The sequence below is a fragment of the Streptomyces sp. R35 genome, from assembly GCF_041053035.1.
Classification (GTDB): domain Bacteria; phylum Actinomycetota; class Actinomycetes; order Streptomycetales; family Streptomycetaceae; genus Streptomyces; species Streptomyces lutosisoli.
In genome coordinates this window covers 1,635,873-1,652,607 of record NZ_CP163440.1, presented here as the reverse complement: position 1 = coordinate 1,652,607, position 16,735 = coordinate 1,635,873, and the positions used below count along the sequence as shown (strand labels likewise).

Genomic DNA, 16,735 nt, shown 5'->3' with positions numbered 1-16,735 from the left:
CCCGTGGACACCGAAGTGCTTGACCTGCCCCTGTCGCGGACAGCCAACGAGCGGCTGCACGCCATGATCCCCGGGGGCGCACACACCTACGCCAAGGGCGACGACCAGTACCCCGAGAACCTGGCCCCGGTCATCAGCCACGGCAGCGGTGCCCACGTGTGGGACGTCGACGGCAACCGATACATCGAGTACGGCTCCGGCCTGCGGTCGGTCAGCCTCGGCCACGCCCACCCACGCGTGATCGAGGCGGTGCGGCGGGAACTCGAGCGCGGCAGCAACTTCGTCCGGCCGTCCATCGTGGAGGTCGAGGCCGCGGAACGCTTCCTGGCCACCGTGCCGACCGCCGAGATGGTGAAGTTCGCGAAGAACGGCTCCGACGTCACCACCGCCGCGGTGCGCCTCGCCCGCGCCGTCACCGGGCGCCCGCGGGTGGCCATCTGCGGCGACCATCCGTTCTTTTCCGTCGACGACTGGTTCATCGGCACCACGCCGATGTCCGCAGGTATTCCGGCGGCGATCAACGAGCTCACCGTGGCGTTCCCTTACGGGGACCTGGCCGCCACGGAGGAGCTGCTGACCCGGTATCAGGACGAGGTCGCCTGCCTGATCCTCGAGCCTGCCGGCCACACCGAGCCGCCGCCCGGGTACCTCGCCGGCCTGCGCGAGCTGGCCGACCGGCACGGCTGCGTACTGATCTTCGATGAGATGATCACCGGCTTCCGCTGGTCCGAGGCGGGCGCGCAGGGCCTGTACGGCGTCGTCCCCGACCTCTCCACGTTCGGCAAGGCGCTGGGCAACGGGTTCGCCGTCTCGGCGCTGGCCGGGCGCCGCGAACTGATGGAGCGGGGCGGGCTGCGTCACTCCGGCGACCGGGTGTTCCTGCTGTCCACCACGCACGGTGCGGAAACGCATTCCCTGGCAGCCGCGATGGCAGTGCAGACCACCTACGTCGAGGAGGGCGTCACCGCGCGGCTGCACGCCCTCGGCGAGCGGCTGGCCGCCGGTGTCCGCGACGCGGCGGCCGGCATGGGCGTCGCCGACCACATCGTCGTCCGGGGCCGGGCCAGCAACCTGGTCTTCGCCACCCTCGACGAGAACCGGCAGCCGTCGCAGCAGTACCGCACCCTGTTCCTGCGCAGGCTCCTCGCGGGCGGGGTGCTGGCCCCGTCGTTCGTGGTGAGCAGCGCGGTCACCGACGCCGACATCGACCGCACCGTCGATGTGGTGGCCCAGGCATGTGCGGTGTACCGGAAGGCACTGGACGCCGCCGACCCCACCCCCTGGCTGGCCGGGCGACCGGTGAAGCCCGTATTCCGCCGCTTGGCGTGACGTGACGTCAGTGGTGCTCGCGCCGACCGGCGTCGGCCATCCGATCGACCAGCGGGTCGGCCATCCGGTCGACCCGCCGGTCGGCCATCCGGTCGACCAACCACGCGGTCGCCGGTATCACCGCCAGCGCGGTGCACCAGCCGCCGAGGACGTCGGTCGGGTAGTGCGCGCCCAGGGCGACCTGCGCCCAGCCCATGGCGGCGCCGGCAACCAACGCCGCGGCGAGTACGAGTGACGTGCCGGCCGTCCTGCCGAGGCCGAGCCGGCCGGTCGCGAGCAGCGCCACCACGAGGGCGAGGGCGGTGAGGAAGGCGGTGTGCCCGCTCGGATAGGACAGGTTGCCGGCGCCGTGGATGGTGCGTCCCACCAGGTGCTTGAGCAGCGTCGCCGTTCCCACGGCCATGCCGACGCCGGCAACGAGGAGCACCGCCGCGCGAGGACTCCGAAGCAGCAGGCAGCCCGCCACGGTGACCACGACCAGTGTCGCCGATCCCACGGGCTCCCCCAAGAAGTCCATGACCAGAGCGACTTGCCGCCATGGCGGCCGCACACTGTCCGCCGTCGGCTGGATGATCCACCTGTCCACCCTGCCGGGCTCGCTGTGGCCGGCGTACAGGACCCCTAGCACGACGACCACCAGCGTGGCGAGCGCCGCGACCAGCCCGAGCCACGCGCGCAGCGACGGGGGCAGCATCGCGCGCGCCGGCCGGCCGGTCACACGCCCACCGCGTCCGGTCGACCTGCGGTCGTGACCTTCTTGTCTGCCGTGCGCAGTGTCGGGCGTTGCGGGATCACGTCGCCGCCCTGCCGGCGCCGCGGGACCGCAACAAGACGCTGACCGCATTGGCGGAGCCGGTGACCGCGCCCACGGCGGCGGGGTGTTGTTTCCGGACGGCTCCGGTGCCCTGAAGTCCGGGCACAACACGGCCTATGTTGTCCCGTCAGCACCTCGGCTCCCGCGGGCAGGTCGGAAACGGCGTCGTCGCGGCCACCACCGCCCGGGCCCGCGCCAAGGACATCGTGTTTCGGTCGCCGGTCGCCGACTGAGAGCAAGATGACAAACCCGTCAAACACGAACTGGGCTGGGCCGACTTCCAGGTCCGCTCCGGCCAGGCGATCCAACGCGAGCCCCCTGTCGTGTCCGATCCACCCTCCAGCAACCATAACTGCCCTGCGAGGAGCCGCTCCTGGCCTGTACGACTCCGCGAGAGCCGTCAGCCTGTGCAGCCCCGAACTCGCCAGCCTGGCCATCGCCCTGGCCAAGGGCATCGGGATCAGCCTCTACTTGTCACCACTTGTCACCCTAACCAACAATCCGGTCGCACGAGCAGCGCCAAGACAACTCCGCAGTGAATTGCGTCATACCGTCTTTTGGCAGCCACGGATGATGATTGCGTTCTGAGGTTGCCTGGAGGGTCAAAGTTCCCTCCAGGCAACCGACTTGGCCCCTCCGGATCTTGGTCCGGGTCACCTCGACTACGGGTGGCGACGGGGCTGGATCACCTCCGGTCGCGCGGTGACGCGGGCCGGGGCCCGCGGTGACGAGACAGGCACAGGTGGAGACCCGTTGGAAGGAGTCGCTCAGGCCGGCCCAGGGCTCGGCCTGCGGCGGGGTGCATGTCCAGCTGAGCGACTGCGCTGGAACGTGCCGGCGTGTTCGAGGGATTTGCGGGCTGAGCCGCCCCAGGTGAAAGGGCCGTGGTCGGCGATGAGGGCGGGCGGGACTTCGGCCCGGGAACGCCCCAGGTTCAGCAGCGGTGGGTCTCGGTGTGAACGGAGGCGGAACGGTCCGCGCCATCCCCTGCGGCGGGTGCCGTCACTGACACCCGCCCCGACGGCCCCGGCCCCGATCCGTCGCCACTGCCAGGCCCGGCGGTCCAGCCGGAACAGAGAACAGCGCGGCCCTCGGGGCGACAGGTCGTGCACTTCTTCACCGAGTCGGGCCACACCTTTGAGGCACCATCAGGCGCGGGTGCCGTCCGACGAGGCGCCGACCGCTGCCGTGCGTCGGCCGGGGGGCGCGCCGACGTCCGCGGCGGACCTTCTACCGGGGCGTACCCGTGCGGTGCGAGGAATTCGCCCAGCTCCACCCAGCCGATGTGGGGTCCGCCTCCGGGCCCCCGGCGTCGCGGGCCTGCTGTGACTTCTCCCACCTGCTCTTGCCGGGGCGAGGAAAGGTTACCTACGTTCGGTCGCATGTCCCCCGATGGCCGCGCCCTTCCTGGCGAACCGGACGAACCCGCTGCAGCCAGCAGGCCTGCGGCCGACCGACCTGGCGCGCTCCCGACGGTCGACTTCGCCGTCGACCTGAGCTCGCACGAGCTGCTCCGGCGCGCTCATGTCCTGGCCGCTCTCGGCTCCGACTGGGACCCCGTCGCCGCACTGCGCGGCGAGGAAGCGGCGTATGAGCTGCTCTATTCCGGCCTCAGCGCGGAGCAGCAGCGTGTGTACGACGAGCTGGTCTCGGCCGGTGTGCTTCCGCGGGGAGGGGGCGGCCATGCTGCCGCTTGACCCTCAGGCCGACATCGGGCGTCGCGCCTGGGTGGCCTGCCCGAACTGCGACGACCGTCGCGGGTGCGCCACCTGCGAGCAAGGGCGCACCTGCTCCGAGCACTGGCGCTACCTGCTCTCCAACGTCGGCAGCCTGCTCCACCTGCAGTGCCGGTCGTGCACCCACATCTGGACCCACGAGACCCATTTCGGTGCCACCCGCTCCCCGTGGGAGCGCATTACCAGCGGCTTGCGACGACGGTGATCGTTCACAACGGCTGACTCAGTGAGCCGGGTCGTCGGTGCCGCCGCGGGCCATGGCCGGTGAGGCCGGACGGCGGATCGGCACTCGCTTTCGGATGACCTCACCGTCTGTCGTCGGGGACGGCAGGCAGCCTTGGCCGAGGATCGCGGTCGGCGGCCACCCCTGCCTGCCGTTCGTCCGCCCGGAGGCAGCCGTGCACATCCTGCTCCTAGCCAGCGCGTTCAACAGCCTCACCCAGCGCGTCCACGCCGAACTGCGCGACCGCGGCCACAGTGTGGCGGTGGAACTTGCCCTGCCGGGCAGCTCGTTGCCGGATGCCGTGCGGCGCCACGCACCGCAGCTCATCGTGGCGCCGATGCTGAAGACGGCGATTCCCGAGGAGGTGTGGACAGCGCACACGTGCCTCGTCGTCCATCCGGGGCCCGTGGGCGACCGCGGACCGTCCTCCCTGGACTGGGCGATTCACGAAGGTGTCGACCAGTGGGGCGTCACCGTCCTGCAGGCCGATGGGGAGATGGACGCCGGTGACGTGTGGGCCTCCGTACCGTGTCGGATTCCTCAGGTGTCCAAGAGCGAGCTGTACCGGGGCGAGATCGCCGACGCCGCGCTCAAGGCCGTCATGCTCGCGGTGGAGCGCTTCGCAGGGGGCACCCACGTACCGCGCAAGCAGGACGCGGCATGCACGGCCGACGCTCGCCTGCACCCCCGTCCGTACCTCGACCAGAGCGTCCGGCGGATCGACTGGGCCGAGGACTCCACCCGGACCGTCCTGCGCAAGCTGAGGGCGGCGGACTCGCAGCCCGGTGTGCTGGACGTGCTGCTCGGCGGTGAGTGGTATCTGCACGGCGGTCATCCCGAGAGCGTGCTGCGCGGCCGCCCTGGCGAGCTGCTGGCCACCCGGGCCGGGGCGGTCTGCCGGGCCACCAAGGACGGCGCCGTGTGGATCCCCGAACTGCGGCCCCGGCGCGGGCCCGGGCAGCCGCCCACGTTCAAACTGCCTGCCGTGCGGGCCCTGGGCGACCGGCTGCCGCCGCTGCCCGAGCACGCCCTGCCCCTGTTGCCCGAGGTGCGGCACCGTACCTGGACGGACATCCGCTACCGGGAGGACGGGAACGTCGGCTTCCTCTCGTTCTCCTTCCCCGGCGGCGCCATGAGCACGGAGCAGTGCCGACGTCTGCTGGACGCCTACCGGGAAGCGTGCGCGCGGCCCACGTCGGTGCTGGTGCTGGGCGGCGAACGGGACTTCTTCTCCAACGGGATCCACCTCAACGTCATCGAGGCCGCCGACGACCCCGCTGCCGAGTCCTGGGCGAACATCAACGCCATCGACGATCTGGTCGAGGCGGTCCTGACGACGACGGACCGGCTGGTCATCTCGGCGGTCGCGGGCAACGCCGCGGCGGGCGGGGTGATGCTCGCCCTCGCGGCCGACGAGGTGTGGTGCCGCTCGGGCGCCGTGCTGAACCCTCACTACCGTCTGATGGGTCTCTACGGCTCGGAGTACTGGACGCATACCCTCCCGCGCAGGGTGGGTCCCGCGACGGCCGAACGGCTCATGTGTGAGGCGCTGCCGGTGAGCTCGGCGAGCGCACTGAGCTTCGGCCTCGTAGACCGGGTGGTCGACTGCGGTCCTGATGAGTTCGCGCGGGAGGTCGGCGCTCTGGCGGCGCGTCTGGCGTCACTTCCGGCGACGGCGTCACGGATCACCGCGAAGAAGACGGAGCTGGACCGGCTGGAGAGTGCGACCCCGCTGGCCGGCTTCCGTGAGCAGGAGCTGGCCCGGATGCGCCGGACCTTCGACGACCCGGACGCCCCGTATCACGCTCTGCGTCGTTTCTTCGTCCACAAGGAGCGTCCACCGTGCACCCCGCCGCGCCTCGGTCCCGCCACGGTTGCGCAAACCGGTCCGATCCCCTCTGCCGCCGATGTCACCGGAACGGCCCTCGATGGCGTCTCATCACGGCCGAACGGCTGATACGAAGAAGGTCGACGGTCGAAATGCAGTCTTTCTCCCCTTACCTCCCCAGGAGGCGGTCCCATGACTGAGGCGACGCCGGGCACGGTCGGCACTGCGGACGCAGGCGGCGCGCCCGCCGACGAGACACCCACGATCCACATTCTCTGGATCAACGCGGGGCTGAGCTGCGACGGCGACTCGGTCGCGTTGACGGCGGCCATGCAGCCCAGCATCGAGGAGATCGTGCTCGGTGTGCTGCCGGGTCTTCCGAAGATCGCCGTCCACTGGCCGCTCATCGACTTCGAGTGCGGCCCGGTCGGCGGCTCGGACACGTTCATCGAGTGGTTCTTCAAGGGGGAGCGGGGCGAGATCGACCCGTTCGTACTGGTAGTCGAGGGCTCCGTCCCCAACGAGGCGATCAAGCCCGAGGGCTATTGGTGCGGCTTCGGCGACAACCCGGAGACCGGCCAGCCGATCACCACCAGCGAGTGGATCGACCGGCTCGCCCCTAAGGCACTGGCGGTCGTCGCCATCGGTACCTGCGCCACCTACGGCGGCATCCATGCCATGGCAGGCAACCCGACCGGCGCGATGGGCGTGCCGGACTACCTCGGCTGGGACTGGAAGTCCCATGCGGGCATCCCCATCGTGTGCGTCCCGGGCTGTCCGATCCAGCCCGACAACTTCTCCGAGACGCTCACCTATCTGCTCTACCAGGCAGCCGGCGCCGCCCCGATGATCCCGCTGGACGACAAGCTGCGTCCGACCTGGCTGTTCGGGGCCACCGTGCACGAGGGCTGCGACCGCGCGGGCTACTACGAGCAGGGTGAGTTCGCCCTGTCGTACGACTCGCCGAAGTGCCTGGTCAAGCTCGGCTGCTGGGGCCCGGTCGTCAAGTGCAACGTGCCCAAGCGCGGCTGGATGAACGGGATCGGCGGCTGCCCCAACGTCGGCGGCATCTGCATCGCCTGCACCATGCCCGGGTTCCCCGACAAGTTCATGCCGTTCATGGACGAGCCGCCCGGCGCCAAGGTGTCCAGCGGCACCAGCGCAGCCTATGGCGCCGTGGTCCGCAGGCTGCGGTCGATCACGGCCAGGACGGTGGACAAGGAGCCCAAGTGGCGCCGTACCGGAGAGAAGATCACCACCGGATACCGGCCCCCGTGGTGAGCATCCGCCGCAAGTAATCCGCTCCCTGCTTCGTGCACCCCCCACCCACACGAACCTCCCGCGCAACGAAGGGCACGGCACACAGATGGCACCGAAGACGAAGGCGGCCGGCGACGGCAGCGGCCTGGTGGAGATGGCCTGGGACCCGATCACGCGGATCGTGGGCAGCCTGGGCATCCACACGAAGATCGACTTCAAGCAGAAGCGGGTCGCGGAGTGCTACAGCACCTCGTCGGTCTTCCGTGGTTACAGCGTCTTCATGCGCGGCAAGGACCCCCGCGACGCCCACTTCATCACCAGCCGGATCTGCGGCATCTGCGGGGACAACCACGCCACCTGCTCGGTGTACGCGCAGAACATGGCGTACGGCGTGAAGCCCCCGCACCTCGGCGAGTGGATCATCAACCTCGGCGAGTCCGCGGAGTACATGTTCGACCACAACATCTTCCAGGAGAACCTGGTCGGGGTCGACTACTGCGAGAAGATGGTCAAGGAGACCAACCCCGGCGTCCTCGAACTCGCCGAGCGCACCGAGGCCCCGCACGCCGCGGAGCACGGCTACCGCACGATCGCCGACATCATGCGGTCCCTGAACCCCCTCGAAGGCGAGTTCTACCGCGAGGCCCTCCAGGTGAGCCGCTACACGCGGGAGATGTTCTGCCTGATGGAGGGCCGCCATGTGCACCCCTCCACGCTCTACCCGGGCGGCGTCGGCACCATCGCCTCCGTGCAGCTCTTCACGGACTACCTCAGCCGCCTGATGCGCTACGTGGAGTTCATGAAGCGCGTCGTGCCCCTGCACGACGACCTGTTCGACTTCTTCTACGAGGCGCTGCCCGGCTACGAGGAAGTGGGCCGCCGGCGTGTCCTGCTCGGCTGCTGGGGCGCGCTCAACGACCCCGAGTACTGCGACTTCACCTACGCCAACATGACCGACTGGGGTCGGCGCATGTTCGTCACGCCCGGCATCATCGTCGACGGCAAGCTCGTCACCAACGACCTCACCGAGATCAACCTCGGCATCCGCATCCTGCTGGGCAGTTCCTACTACGAGGACTGGCAGGGCCAGGAACAGTTCGTCACCCACGACCCGCTCGGCAACCCGGTGGACCCGCGCCACCCGTGGAACCAGCACACCATCCCCGCCCCGCAGAAGCGGAACTTCGACGACAAGTACAGCTGGGTCATGTCCCCTCGCTGGTTCGACGGCAAGGACCACCTCGCGCTGGACACCGGCGGCGGCCCCATCGCCCGCCTGTGGTCGACCGCCCTGTCCGGACTCGTCGACACCGGCTACGTGAAGGCCACCGGCCACAGCGTGGTCATCAACCTGCCGCGCACGATGACCAAGCCCGAGACCAGCTTCGAGTGGAAGATCCCGAAGTGGAGCAACGCGCTGGAACGCAACCGCGCGCGCACCTACTTCCAGGCCTACACCGCCGCCGTCGCGCTGCACTTCGCGGAGAAGGGCCTGGAGGAGGTCCGGGCCGGGCGCACCCAGACCTGGGAGAAGTTCGAGGTCCCGGACGAGAGCATCGGCGTCGGCTTCACCGAGGCGGTCCGCGGTGTCCTCTCCCACCACATGGTGATCCGCGACGGCAAGATCGCCAACTACCATCCGTACCCGCCCACCCCCTGGAACGCCAGTACCAGGGACTCCTTCGGCACGCCGGGCCCGTACGAGGACGCCGTGCAGAACACGCCCATCTTCGAGGAGAACACCCCCGAGAACTTCAAGGGCATCGACATCATGCGCGCCGTCCGCAGCTTCGACCCCTGTCTGCCCTGTGGCGTCCACATGTACGTCGGGGGCGGCAAGACGGTGAAGTCGATGCACGTGCCCACCGGACTGAGCGGACTGGGCGGATGAGCGCGGGGACTGCGGCAGTGCCGGTCAACGCGGAGCAGACCGGACGCCGTGTCGAGGAGGTGCTGGACCGACTGGCCGCGAGCGGCGACCCGGCCGCCGCCGCGGCGGCAGAGGAACTCGTGCGGTCGCTCATGGATTTCTACGGTGCCGGCCTGGCCCGCATCCTCCACCTGCTGTCCTCCGCTCCCGGCGAACCGCCGGCGGGTCTGCTCGGTGACGAACTGGTCGCGAGCCTGCTCGTCCTGCACGACTTGCACCCCGAGGACCGCGACACCCGCATCGCCCGGGCCCTCGACAGCGTCCGGGAACACGCCTTGGACGTCGTGGACTTCGACGAGGAGAGCAGCACCCTGACGCTGCGGACCCGGGAGGCCGGCGGCTGCGGTTGCGGCTCCGGCGCGGATGCCCGCCAGGCCGCGGAGGCGGCGCTCGCCTGCTTCGCACCGGAGGTCAGGGCCGTCGACGTACAGACCGCACCCGCCGGGCCCGCGCTCCTCCAGATCGGTACCGGTCCGGCACCGACGAGGACCCGATGAGCGCGTCCCCGGCGCCCGCCCGAAGTGCGCGCACCCCTGGCCTGCGGAGATTCCTCACCGAGCGTCCGCTCCGGCCCGAGCGATGTGAGCTGTGCGCGGTGGCCTTGACCGAAGCGGACCACCGCCACCTGGTCGACACCGAGAAACGCGCCCTCGTCTGCGCCTGCGCCGCCTGCGCGCTGCTGATGGAACAGCCGGGTGCCGCCGCGGGCCGCTTCCGCACGGTCCCGGCCCGCTACCTCACCGACCCCGGGCATCGCCTCGACGAGAGCGCGTGGGAGGCGTTGCAGATCCCGGTCGGCGTCGCCTTCCTCTTCCGCAACGCGGCGCTCGACCGGCTGGTCGCCCTCTACCCGAGCCCGGCCGGAGCCACCGAGAGCGAACTCGAACCGGCCACGTGGACGGACGTCCTCGGCGGCAGCCGGCTCGCCGAACTGCTCGAACCCGACGTGGAGGCGCTGCTGCTGCGCCGCACCGACGGCCGCTGCGAGTGCCACCTCGTACCGATCGACATCTGCTACGAACTCGTCGGCCGCATGCGCCTGTTGTGGCAGGGCTTCGACGGCGGAGCCGAGGCCCGCGCCGCTCTGGACGCGTTCTTCGCGGACGTCTCGCGACGCGCCCGGCCCGTGGGAGAGGCGGTGCGGCCGTGACGGAGTTCTCCTTCGCCTGCACCGGCGTCCGCGCCGACCGGTACGCCGCCGGACCGACCCTCGTCTTCCGGCTGCGCGTCACCGCCGCCGGCAACGCACGCGTGCACGCCCTCGCGCTGCGCTGCCAGATCCGCATCGAACCCGCCCGCCGCGGCTACGAGTCCGCCGAGGCCGGCGGCCTGGCGGACCTCTTCGGCGAGCGCTCACGCTGGGGCAGCACTCTCCAGCCGGTGCAGTTCGCCCAGGTCTCGGTCATGGTCCCCAGCTTCACCGGAGAGACCGAAGCCGACCTCGTCGTGCCCTGCACCTACGACATGGACATCGCCGCGACCCGCTACCTCACCGCTCTCACCGACGGCGAGGTCCCCCTGCTGATGCTCTTCTCCGGTACGGCGTTCACCGGAGCCGGCGGTTTCCGGATCGAGCCGGTGCCGTGGGACCGGGAGGCGGCCTTCCGGATGCCGGTCGCCACCTGGCGGGAGATGGTCGAGCAGCACTTCCCCGGGTGCGGCTGGATCCGGCTGCCCCGCGACACCATGGACGCCCTCCTCGCCTACCGCTCCCGGCACGCCCTGCCCTCTTGGGAGGCGACCGTCCAGGCGCTGCTGGACACTGCCGACCCGCCCGCGCACGACCCGCTGCACGCGCTCACCGGCATCACCGGAAGGACGGACCCGTGACCGTGACCGCGTTCGCCCCTCAGACGGAGGAGCGGTTCGCCCTCGCCCGGCAGGTGGCGGACGCCGTCCTCTTCGAGGGCTATGTGCTCTACCCGTACCGCGCCTCGGCGGCCAAGAACCGGCTGCGCTGGCAGTTCGGGGTGCTCGTGCCGCCCGGCTGGGGCACCGAGTGCGAGGAACACGACTTCCAGCACACCGAATGCCTGATGGAACCGAAGGCGGGCGCGACCCTCTCGGTCGAGGTGCGCTTCCTGCACGCCCGACGGCGCACGGTGCAGCGCGCCCGCCCGGACGGCGGCTTCGACACGGTTGCCGAACTCCACCTCGACGACCGGGTGCTGGTGCCCTGGGACGAGGGGGGCGAGGAGCGCGTCGAAGTGGTCGCGTCGGTGGACGAACTCCTCGGCGACGGCGTCACCCATCCCTTCCGACGCCCCGCCCGCGAGGACACCGCACCGGTCCTGGACGCGGCCGGCCGCACCGTCGGCCGACTGGTCCGGCGGTGCGAGGAGATCAGCGGGACGGTCCGGCTGTCCGCCCGCGAACTCGACGGTCCCTACCGGGCCATGCGGCTTACCGCCGTCGTCGAGAACACCAGCGACTGGACACCGCCCGAGGGCCGCGGCGCCGACCGGGACGCGGCGCTGCCGCACTCCCTGGTGGCCACCCACCTCCTCATGGCCCTCAGCGCCGGATCGTTCCTGTCGATGACCGATCCCCCCGAGTGGGCGAAGGGCGCGGTCGCCGCCTGCCGCAACCTGCACACCTGGCCCGTACTCGCCGGCGAACCCGGCCGCGCCGACCTCGTGCTGTCCTCGCCGATCATCCTGGAGGACCATCCGGCCATCGCACCGGAGAGCCCTGGCGCGCTCTACGACGCCACCGAGATCGACGAGATCCTCGCGCTGCGCACCGCGGCTCTCACCGACGAGGAGAAACGCGAGGCCCGGGGCACCGACGAGCGGGCGGCCGCCGTGATCGAGCTGGCGGACTCGATGCCGGCCGAGGTTCTGGAGCGTCTGCACGGGGCGGTGCGGAGTCTGCGTGAGGTGACCGGCCCCGGCCCTGCCGCCTCGGACGGCGGCTTCCCCGACGAGTACGGGGTGCAGCGGCCGGACACCCCCTGGTGGGACCCCGCCAGCGAGGCGGGCTTCGACCCGGAGGAGGACCGGGTGGTCGTGGACGGCCGGTCGGTGGGCAAGGGCAGCCGCGTCGAGTTGCGCCCGGGCCTGCGGCGCACCGACGCGCAGGACATCTTCCTGCGGGGGCGCACCGCGAAGGTCGAGGCGGTGCTGCACGACGTCGACGGCGGGGTGCACCTGGCGGTCACGGTCGAGGGTGACCCGGGCGCCGACATCCGCCGAGAGCAGGGACGGTTCCTGTACTTCCAGCCCGACGAGGTCACACCGCTGGAGGACGACGGATGAACCTTCCCCCACAGGCAGGTCCAAGGACTCTCGTGGCGGGCATCGGCAACATCTTCCTCGGAGACGACGGCTTCGGCGTGGAGACCGCGCGCCTGCTCGCCGAGCGCGGCCTGCCCGGACACATCGAGGTCGTGGACATCGGGGTGCGCGGGGTGCACCTCGCCTACCAGCTCCTGGACGGCTACGACACGCTCGTCCTCGTGGACGCCGCGGCACGCGGCGAAGCCCCCGGCACGCTGTACGTGATCGAACACGACGTGGGCGGCGGGAGCCCTTCGCCGGACACCCCCGTACTGGACGGCCACCGGATGACCCCCGACACGGTCCTGGCGCTGCTGGGCACCCTCTGCGCCGGGACCGGTGCCGAGCCACCACGCCGCGTCCTGGTCGTCGGATGCGAACCGGTCTCGGTGGACGAGGGCATCGGGCTCAGCGCGCCGGTGTCCGACGCCGTACCCGAGGCCGTCCGGCTGATCGAAGAACTGCTGCGGAACGGAGAGCCGTCCGTGGCGAAGGCCTCAACCGCTGAGGCTTCGACGTGAGGAGAGACGGATGAAGAAGATCGTCATCGGCGGAGCGGCCCTCGCCGCCATGATCGCAGTCTTCGCCGAGATGCTTCCCGACCTCAGGCGCTACCTGCGGATCCGACGGATGTGAACCGTGGGTGCCACCGGTGTGCCGTGCGGTTTGCGTCGAACGGCGTACCTGCCGGCCGGTGACGGCGTGCCGGGCCGTGCGGCCCGGGTACGCGCGCCTCTAATGAAGGCCGACCGGAGGCAGGCCGCGGAAGGACGGAGTCCCATGCACGAGATGTCCGTCGCGATGGCCGTCGTCGACCAGGTGGCAGAGGCCGCCGCACGGGCCGGTGACGTCACGGCGGTGCGATCGGTACGGCTCCAGGTGGGCGAACTGGCCGGCGTCGTACCCGATTCACTGGCCTTCTGCTTCGAACTGGTCTGCGCCGGAACCCTGCTGGAAGGCGCCGAACTGGTCACCGAAGCGGTGCCGGGGCGGGCCCGCTGCACGCCCTGTGCGCACGAATGGGCCGTCGGCATGCCGCCCCGGCTGACCTGCCCCAAGTGCGGCGGGACGCGTACCGACCTGCTCGCGGGCCGGGAACTGCAGATCGTCGACGTGCACTGGGAGGACGGCGGCCCCACGCACGTGCCCACCCGCGAACCGATCTCCGAGGAGCGCTGAACCATGTGTCGTGTCGTCGACCTGCGGCAGGCCGTACTCGCGAAGAACGACGCGAGCGCCCACGAACTGCGCGCTCACCTCGCGGCTCGAGGCACCGCGGTTGTGAACCTGCTGTCCAGTCCGGGCAGCGGAAAGACCGCGCTGCTGGAGCGCGAACTGCTGCGGGCACGGGAGCGGTCCGTTCCCGTCGCGGCGCTGAGCGCCGATCTCGCCACCGAGAACGACGCGGCGCGCCTGGCTCGTTCGGGCGTCCCCGTCAAGCAGGTGCTCACCGACGGACTGTGTCATCTGGAGGCGGGGATGCTCGCCGGGCACCTGGACGGGTGGCTGCCCGACGACACGCGGCTGCTGTTCGTGGAGAACGTCGGCAACCTGGTCTGCCCGGCCTCCTACGACCTGGGGGAGACGCTGAGGGTCACCCTCGCCTCCGTGACGGAGGGCGAGGACAAGCCGCTCAAGTACCCCACCGCCTTCGGCCTCGCCCACCTGGTCGTGGTCACCAAGACCGACATCGCCGAGGCCGTCGAGTTCGACGAGGCCGCGTTCCGCGCGAATGTGGAGCAGGTCAACCCGGGAGTCGAGGTGGTCCTGACCTCGGCGCGCCGGGGGCAGGGAGTCGGCGCGCTGCTCGACAGGGCGATGGCAGCCGCGGACGGCGCACCCGTCCACTCGCCGGTCATGGCCAAGCTGCCCCATCACCACGGTCACGCCCACGCGCAGACGGAGGCCATCGGCACGATGGCCCACACCCACTCGTGAGCGGTCCGCAGGCGCCGGTCGCCGTCGCCGAGGACGCTCCGCGACGACGCCGGGTCACCGTCCGGGGAGTGGTGCAGGGCGTGGGCTTCCGGCCCTACCTGTACGGCCTCGCCACCGAACTCGCCCTGGCCGGGCACGTGACCAACACTCCGGAGGGCGTCGTCGTGGAGGTCGAGGGCACCGCCTCGGCCGTGGCCCGGTTCTGCGACCGGATCGCCGCCCAGGCACCCCCGCTGGCCCGCGTGGAGTCCGTCCACCACCGGGAGATGCCTCCCGTCGGCGGCACCGCGTTCACCATCCTCACCTCCCGAACCGACGGACCGGCCCGCACCCTGGTCTCCCCGGACTCCGCCACCTGCGCCGACTGCCTCGCCGAGTTGGCCGACCCGGCCGACCGGCGGTACCGCCACCCGTTCGTCAACTGCACCCACTGCGGCCCGCGCTTCACGATCGTCACCGGCGTGCCGTACGACCGGGCCAACACCACCATGGCCGGCTTCGCGATGTGCCCCGAATGCGCCCGGGAGTACGCGGACCCGGCCGACCGCCGCTTCCACGCGCAGCCGGTCGCCTGCCCGGCCTGCGGGCCGCGCCTGCGGCTGCTCGTCGCCCGGCGACCGGGGCTCACGCGTGTCGATGCGGCGGACCCGGTCACCGAGGCACGCACGCTGCTGACCCGCGGCGCGATCCTCGCCGTGAAGGGCCTGGGCGGATACCACCTGGCCTGCGATGCCACGAACCAGGCGGCAGTCGCCCTGCTGCGACGGCGCAAGGCGCGCGGGGACAAACCGTTCGCCGTCATGGCCAAGGCCGCGGACGACGTCCGTCACCTCGTCCGGCTGAGCCCCGAGGAACGGAGCCTGCTCGAAGGCCGGGCCAGGCCGGTCGTCCTGGTGAGGCGGCGTCCGCACCCGTCGTACGCAGCCGGGGACCCGCGGCCCGCCGAGGCCGTCGCGCCCGGCAGCCCCGACCTCGGCGTGTTGCTGCCGTACACGCCCCTGCACCATCTGCTGCTCGGCCTGCCCGGCGACGCGGACGGCCCCCGGCTGCTCGTCATGACCAGCGGCAACGTGTCCGGTGAGCCGATCGTCACCGACGACACCGAGGCGCTGGAGCGGCTCGCGCACCTGGCCGACGCCTGGCTCACGCACGACCGGCCGATCCACGTCCCGTGTGATGACTCCGTGGTCCGCGTCTGCGACGGGGAGCCGCTGGTGATCCGCCGCTCGCGTGGCTACGCCCCGTTGCCGGTCTCCCTCCCGCTGCCCGTGCGGCCGGCCCTCGCCGTCGGCGGAGACCTGAAGAACGCCTTCTGTCTGGGGGCGGGCCGTCGCGCCTGGCTGTCGGCGCACATCGGCGACATGGACGACGTCGGTACGCAGCGGGCGTTCGAGCGCGCGGCGGCGCAGTTGGAGTCCATCACGGGGGTGCGGCCCGAGACCCTGGTGTCAGACCGGCATCCCGGCTACCGCTCCGTCCGGTGGGCCGCCCGGAACGCGGCGCACCGGCCCGTCGTGCGCGTCCAGCACCATCACGCGCACGTTGCCGCCGCGATGGCCGAGCACGGGCTGGACGGCACCCGGGCGGTGATCGGCGTCGCCTTCGACGGCACGGGCCACGGCGACGACGGCGCCGTGTGGGGCGGGGAGTTCCTGCTCGCGGACTACGACCGCTTCACCCGGTTCGGGCACCTCGCGTACGTCCCGCTGCCCGGTGGCGACGCCGCGGTGCGCCGGCCGTACCGCATGGCGCTGGCCCATCTGCGGGCGGCCGGGATCGGCTGGTCCGACGACCTCGCCTGTACGGCCGCCTGCCCGCCCGTCGAACTCCACGTCCTGGAACGGCAGTTGGAGCGCGGCCTGAACTGTGTCCCCACCTCCAGCATGGGCCGGCTCTTCGACGCGGTGTCCTCTCTCGCCGGGGTGTGCCACCGGGCCGGATACGAGGCACAGGCCGCCGTCGAGCTGGAGGGCGCGGCTCTGCACGCACCCGCCGAGGACACCACCGCGTACGCCTTCGCCCTTCACGCGTCGGAGGAGAACGGGGGTGGCGTCGTACGGGCGGATCCGGCACCCGTACTCGCGGCGATCGTCGACGACCTGCGTGCGGGCGTCGACGCGGCCGTGGTCGCGGCTCGCTTCCACCGGGCCGTGACCGACCTGGTGCACCGGATCTGCGCGCGGGCGCGAGAGCGGCACGGGCTGGACACGGTCGCCCTGACGGGAGGCGTGTTCGCGAACACGCTGCTCTCCTCGGCCTGTGCCGCCACCCTGCGCGAGGACGGCTTCACGGTCCTGCGGCACCACCTGGTGCCGCCCAATGACGGAGGCCTGGCGCTGGGCCAGCTGATGGTGGCCGCCCGGGCCACTTCCACCGACTGAGCAACGCGCGACCCACAG

15 protein-coding genes are annotated in these 16,735 nt (G+C 71.4%); 14 read left to right on the top strand and 1 reads right to left on the bottom strand.

Annotated elements, in window-relative coordinates:
• Nucleotides 1-3: 3 nt before the first annotated feature.
• Nucleotides 4-1,329 carry a glutamate-1-semialdehyde 2,1-aminomutase gene (locus tag AB5J50_RS07860; protein WP_369256207.1) on the top strand — a complete coding sequence of 442 codons (1,326 nt, stop codon included), beginning with the start codon at nt 4-6 and terminating at the stop codon, nt 1,327-1,329.
• Nucleotides 1,330-1,336: 7 nt separating this feature from the next.
• On the opposite strand, the gene AB5J50_RS07855 is transcribed toward AB5J50_RS07860, so the two are convergent.
• Nucleotides 1,337-2,047, bottom strand: coding sequence for a phosphatase PAP2 family protein (locus AB5J50_RS07855; protein WP_369256205.1), 711 nt, complete (start codon nt 2,045-2,047; stop codon nt 1,337-1,339).
• Between the two features lie 1,478 nt (nt 2,048-3,525).
• Between AB5J50_RS07855 and AB5J50_RS07850 the strand changes: the two genes are divergently transcribed.
• The 13 genes from AB5J50_RS07850 to hypF all read left to right on the top strand — a co-directional run bounded on the left by AB5J50_RS07850 (nt 3,526) and on the right by hypF (nt 16,717).
• Nucleotides 3,526-3,840, top strand: a complete 315-nt coding sequence (locus AB5J50_RS07850; RefSeq protein WP_327426938.1) for a DUF6400 family protein — start codon at nt 3,526-3,528, stop codon at nt 3,838-3,840.
• Nucleotides 3,827-4,084, top strand: coding sequence for a hypothetical protein (locus AB5J50_RS07845; protein ID WP_369256203.1), 258 nt, complete (start codon nt 3,827-3,829; stop codon nt 4,082-4,084). The genes AB5J50_RS07850 and AB5J50_RS07845 overlap by 14 nt, the downstream gene beginning before the upstream one ends.
• 193 nt (nt 4,085-4,277) lie before the next feature.
• The gene (locus AB5J50_RS07840; RefSeq protein WP_369265330.1) at nt 4,278-6,059 is read left to right on the top strand and encodes an enoyl-CoA hydratase-related protein; all 1,782 of its coding nucleotides are present in this window, start codon (nt 4,278-4,280) and stop codon (nt 6,057-6,059) included.
• 63 nt (nt 6,060-6,122) lie between these two features.
• Complete coding sequence (locus AB5J50_RS07835) at nt 6,123-7,211, top strand: hydrogenase expression protein HypE (protein WP_369256201.1); 1,089 nt, start codon at nt 6,123-6,125, stop codon at nt 7,209-7,211.
• Between the two features lie 85 nt (nt 7,212-7,296).
• Nucleotides 7,297-9,081, top strand: a complete 1,785-nt coding sequence (locus AB5J50_RS07830) for a nickel-dependent hydrogenase large subunit (RefSeq protein ID WP_369256199.1) — start codon at nt 7,297-7,299, stop codon at nt 9,079-9,081.
• Nucleotides 9,078-9,617 carry a hypothetical protein gene (locus tag AB5J50_RS07825; RefSeq protein WP_369256197.1) on the top strand — a complete coding sequence of 180 codons (540 nt, stop codon included), beginning with the start codon at nt 9,078-9,080 and terminating at the stop codon, nt 9,615-9,617. Before AB5J50_RS07830 ends, AB5J50_RS07825 begins: the two co-directional genes overlap by 4 nt.
• Nucleotides 9,614-10,270, top strand: coding sequence for a DUF5947 family protein (locus AB5J50_RS07820; protein WP_369256195.1), 657 nt, complete (start codon nt 9,614-9,616; stop codon nt 10,268-10,270). The genes AB5J50_RS07825 and AB5J50_RS07820 overlap by 4 nt, the downstream gene beginning before the upstream one ends.
• Nucleotides 10,267-10,950 carry a DUF6084 family protein gene (locus AB5J50_RS07815; RefSeq protein WP_369256193.1) on the top strand — a complete coding sequence of 228 codons (684 nt, stop codon included), beginning with the start codon at nt 10,267-10,269 and terminating at the stop codon, nt 10,948-10,950. Before AB5J50_RS07820 ends, AB5J50_RS07815 begins: the two co-directional genes overlap by 4 nt.
• Nucleotides 10,947-12,377, top strand: coding sequence for a hypothetical protein (locus tag AB5J50_RS07810; protein WP_369256191.1), 1,431 nt, complete (start codon nt 10,947-10,949; stop codon nt 12,375-12,377). Before AB5J50_RS07815 ends, AB5J50_RS07810 begins: the two co-directional genes overlap by 4 nt.
• Complete coding sequence (locus AB5J50_RS07805; RefSeq protein ID WP_369256189.1) at nt 12,374-12,919, top strand: hydrogenase maturation protease; 546 nt, start codon at nt 12,374-12,376, stop codon at nt 12,917-12,919. The genes AB5J50_RS07810 and AB5J50_RS07805 overlap by 4 nt, the downstream gene beginning before the upstream one ends.
• Nucleotides 12,920-13,178: 259 nt before the next feature.
• The gene (gene hypA, locus AB5J50_RS07800) at nt 13,179-13,577 is read left to right on the top strand and encodes a hydrogenase maturation nickel metallochaperone HypA (RefSeq protein WP_369256187.1); all 399 of its coding nucleotides are present in this window, start codon (nt 13,179-13,181) and stop codon (nt 13,575-13,577) included.
• Between the two features lie 3 nt (nt 13,578-13,580).
• Nucleotides 13,581-14,336: a hydrogenase nickel incorporation protein HypB gene (gene hypB / locus AB5J50_RS07795; protein WP_369256185.1), complete on the top strand. Its 756-nt coding sequence runs from the start codon at nt 13,581-13,583 to the stop codon at nt 14,334-14,336.
• Nucleotides 14,333-16,717: a carbamoyltransferase HypF gene (gene hypF, locus AB5J50_RS07790; RefSeq protein WP_369256183.1), complete on the top strand. Its 2,385-nt coding sequence runs from the start codon at nt 14,333-14,335 to the stop codon at nt 16,715-16,717. The genes hypB and hypF overlap by 4 nt, the downstream gene beginning before the upstream one ends.
• The last annotated feature ends 18 nt before the right edge of the window (nt 16,718-16,735 follow it).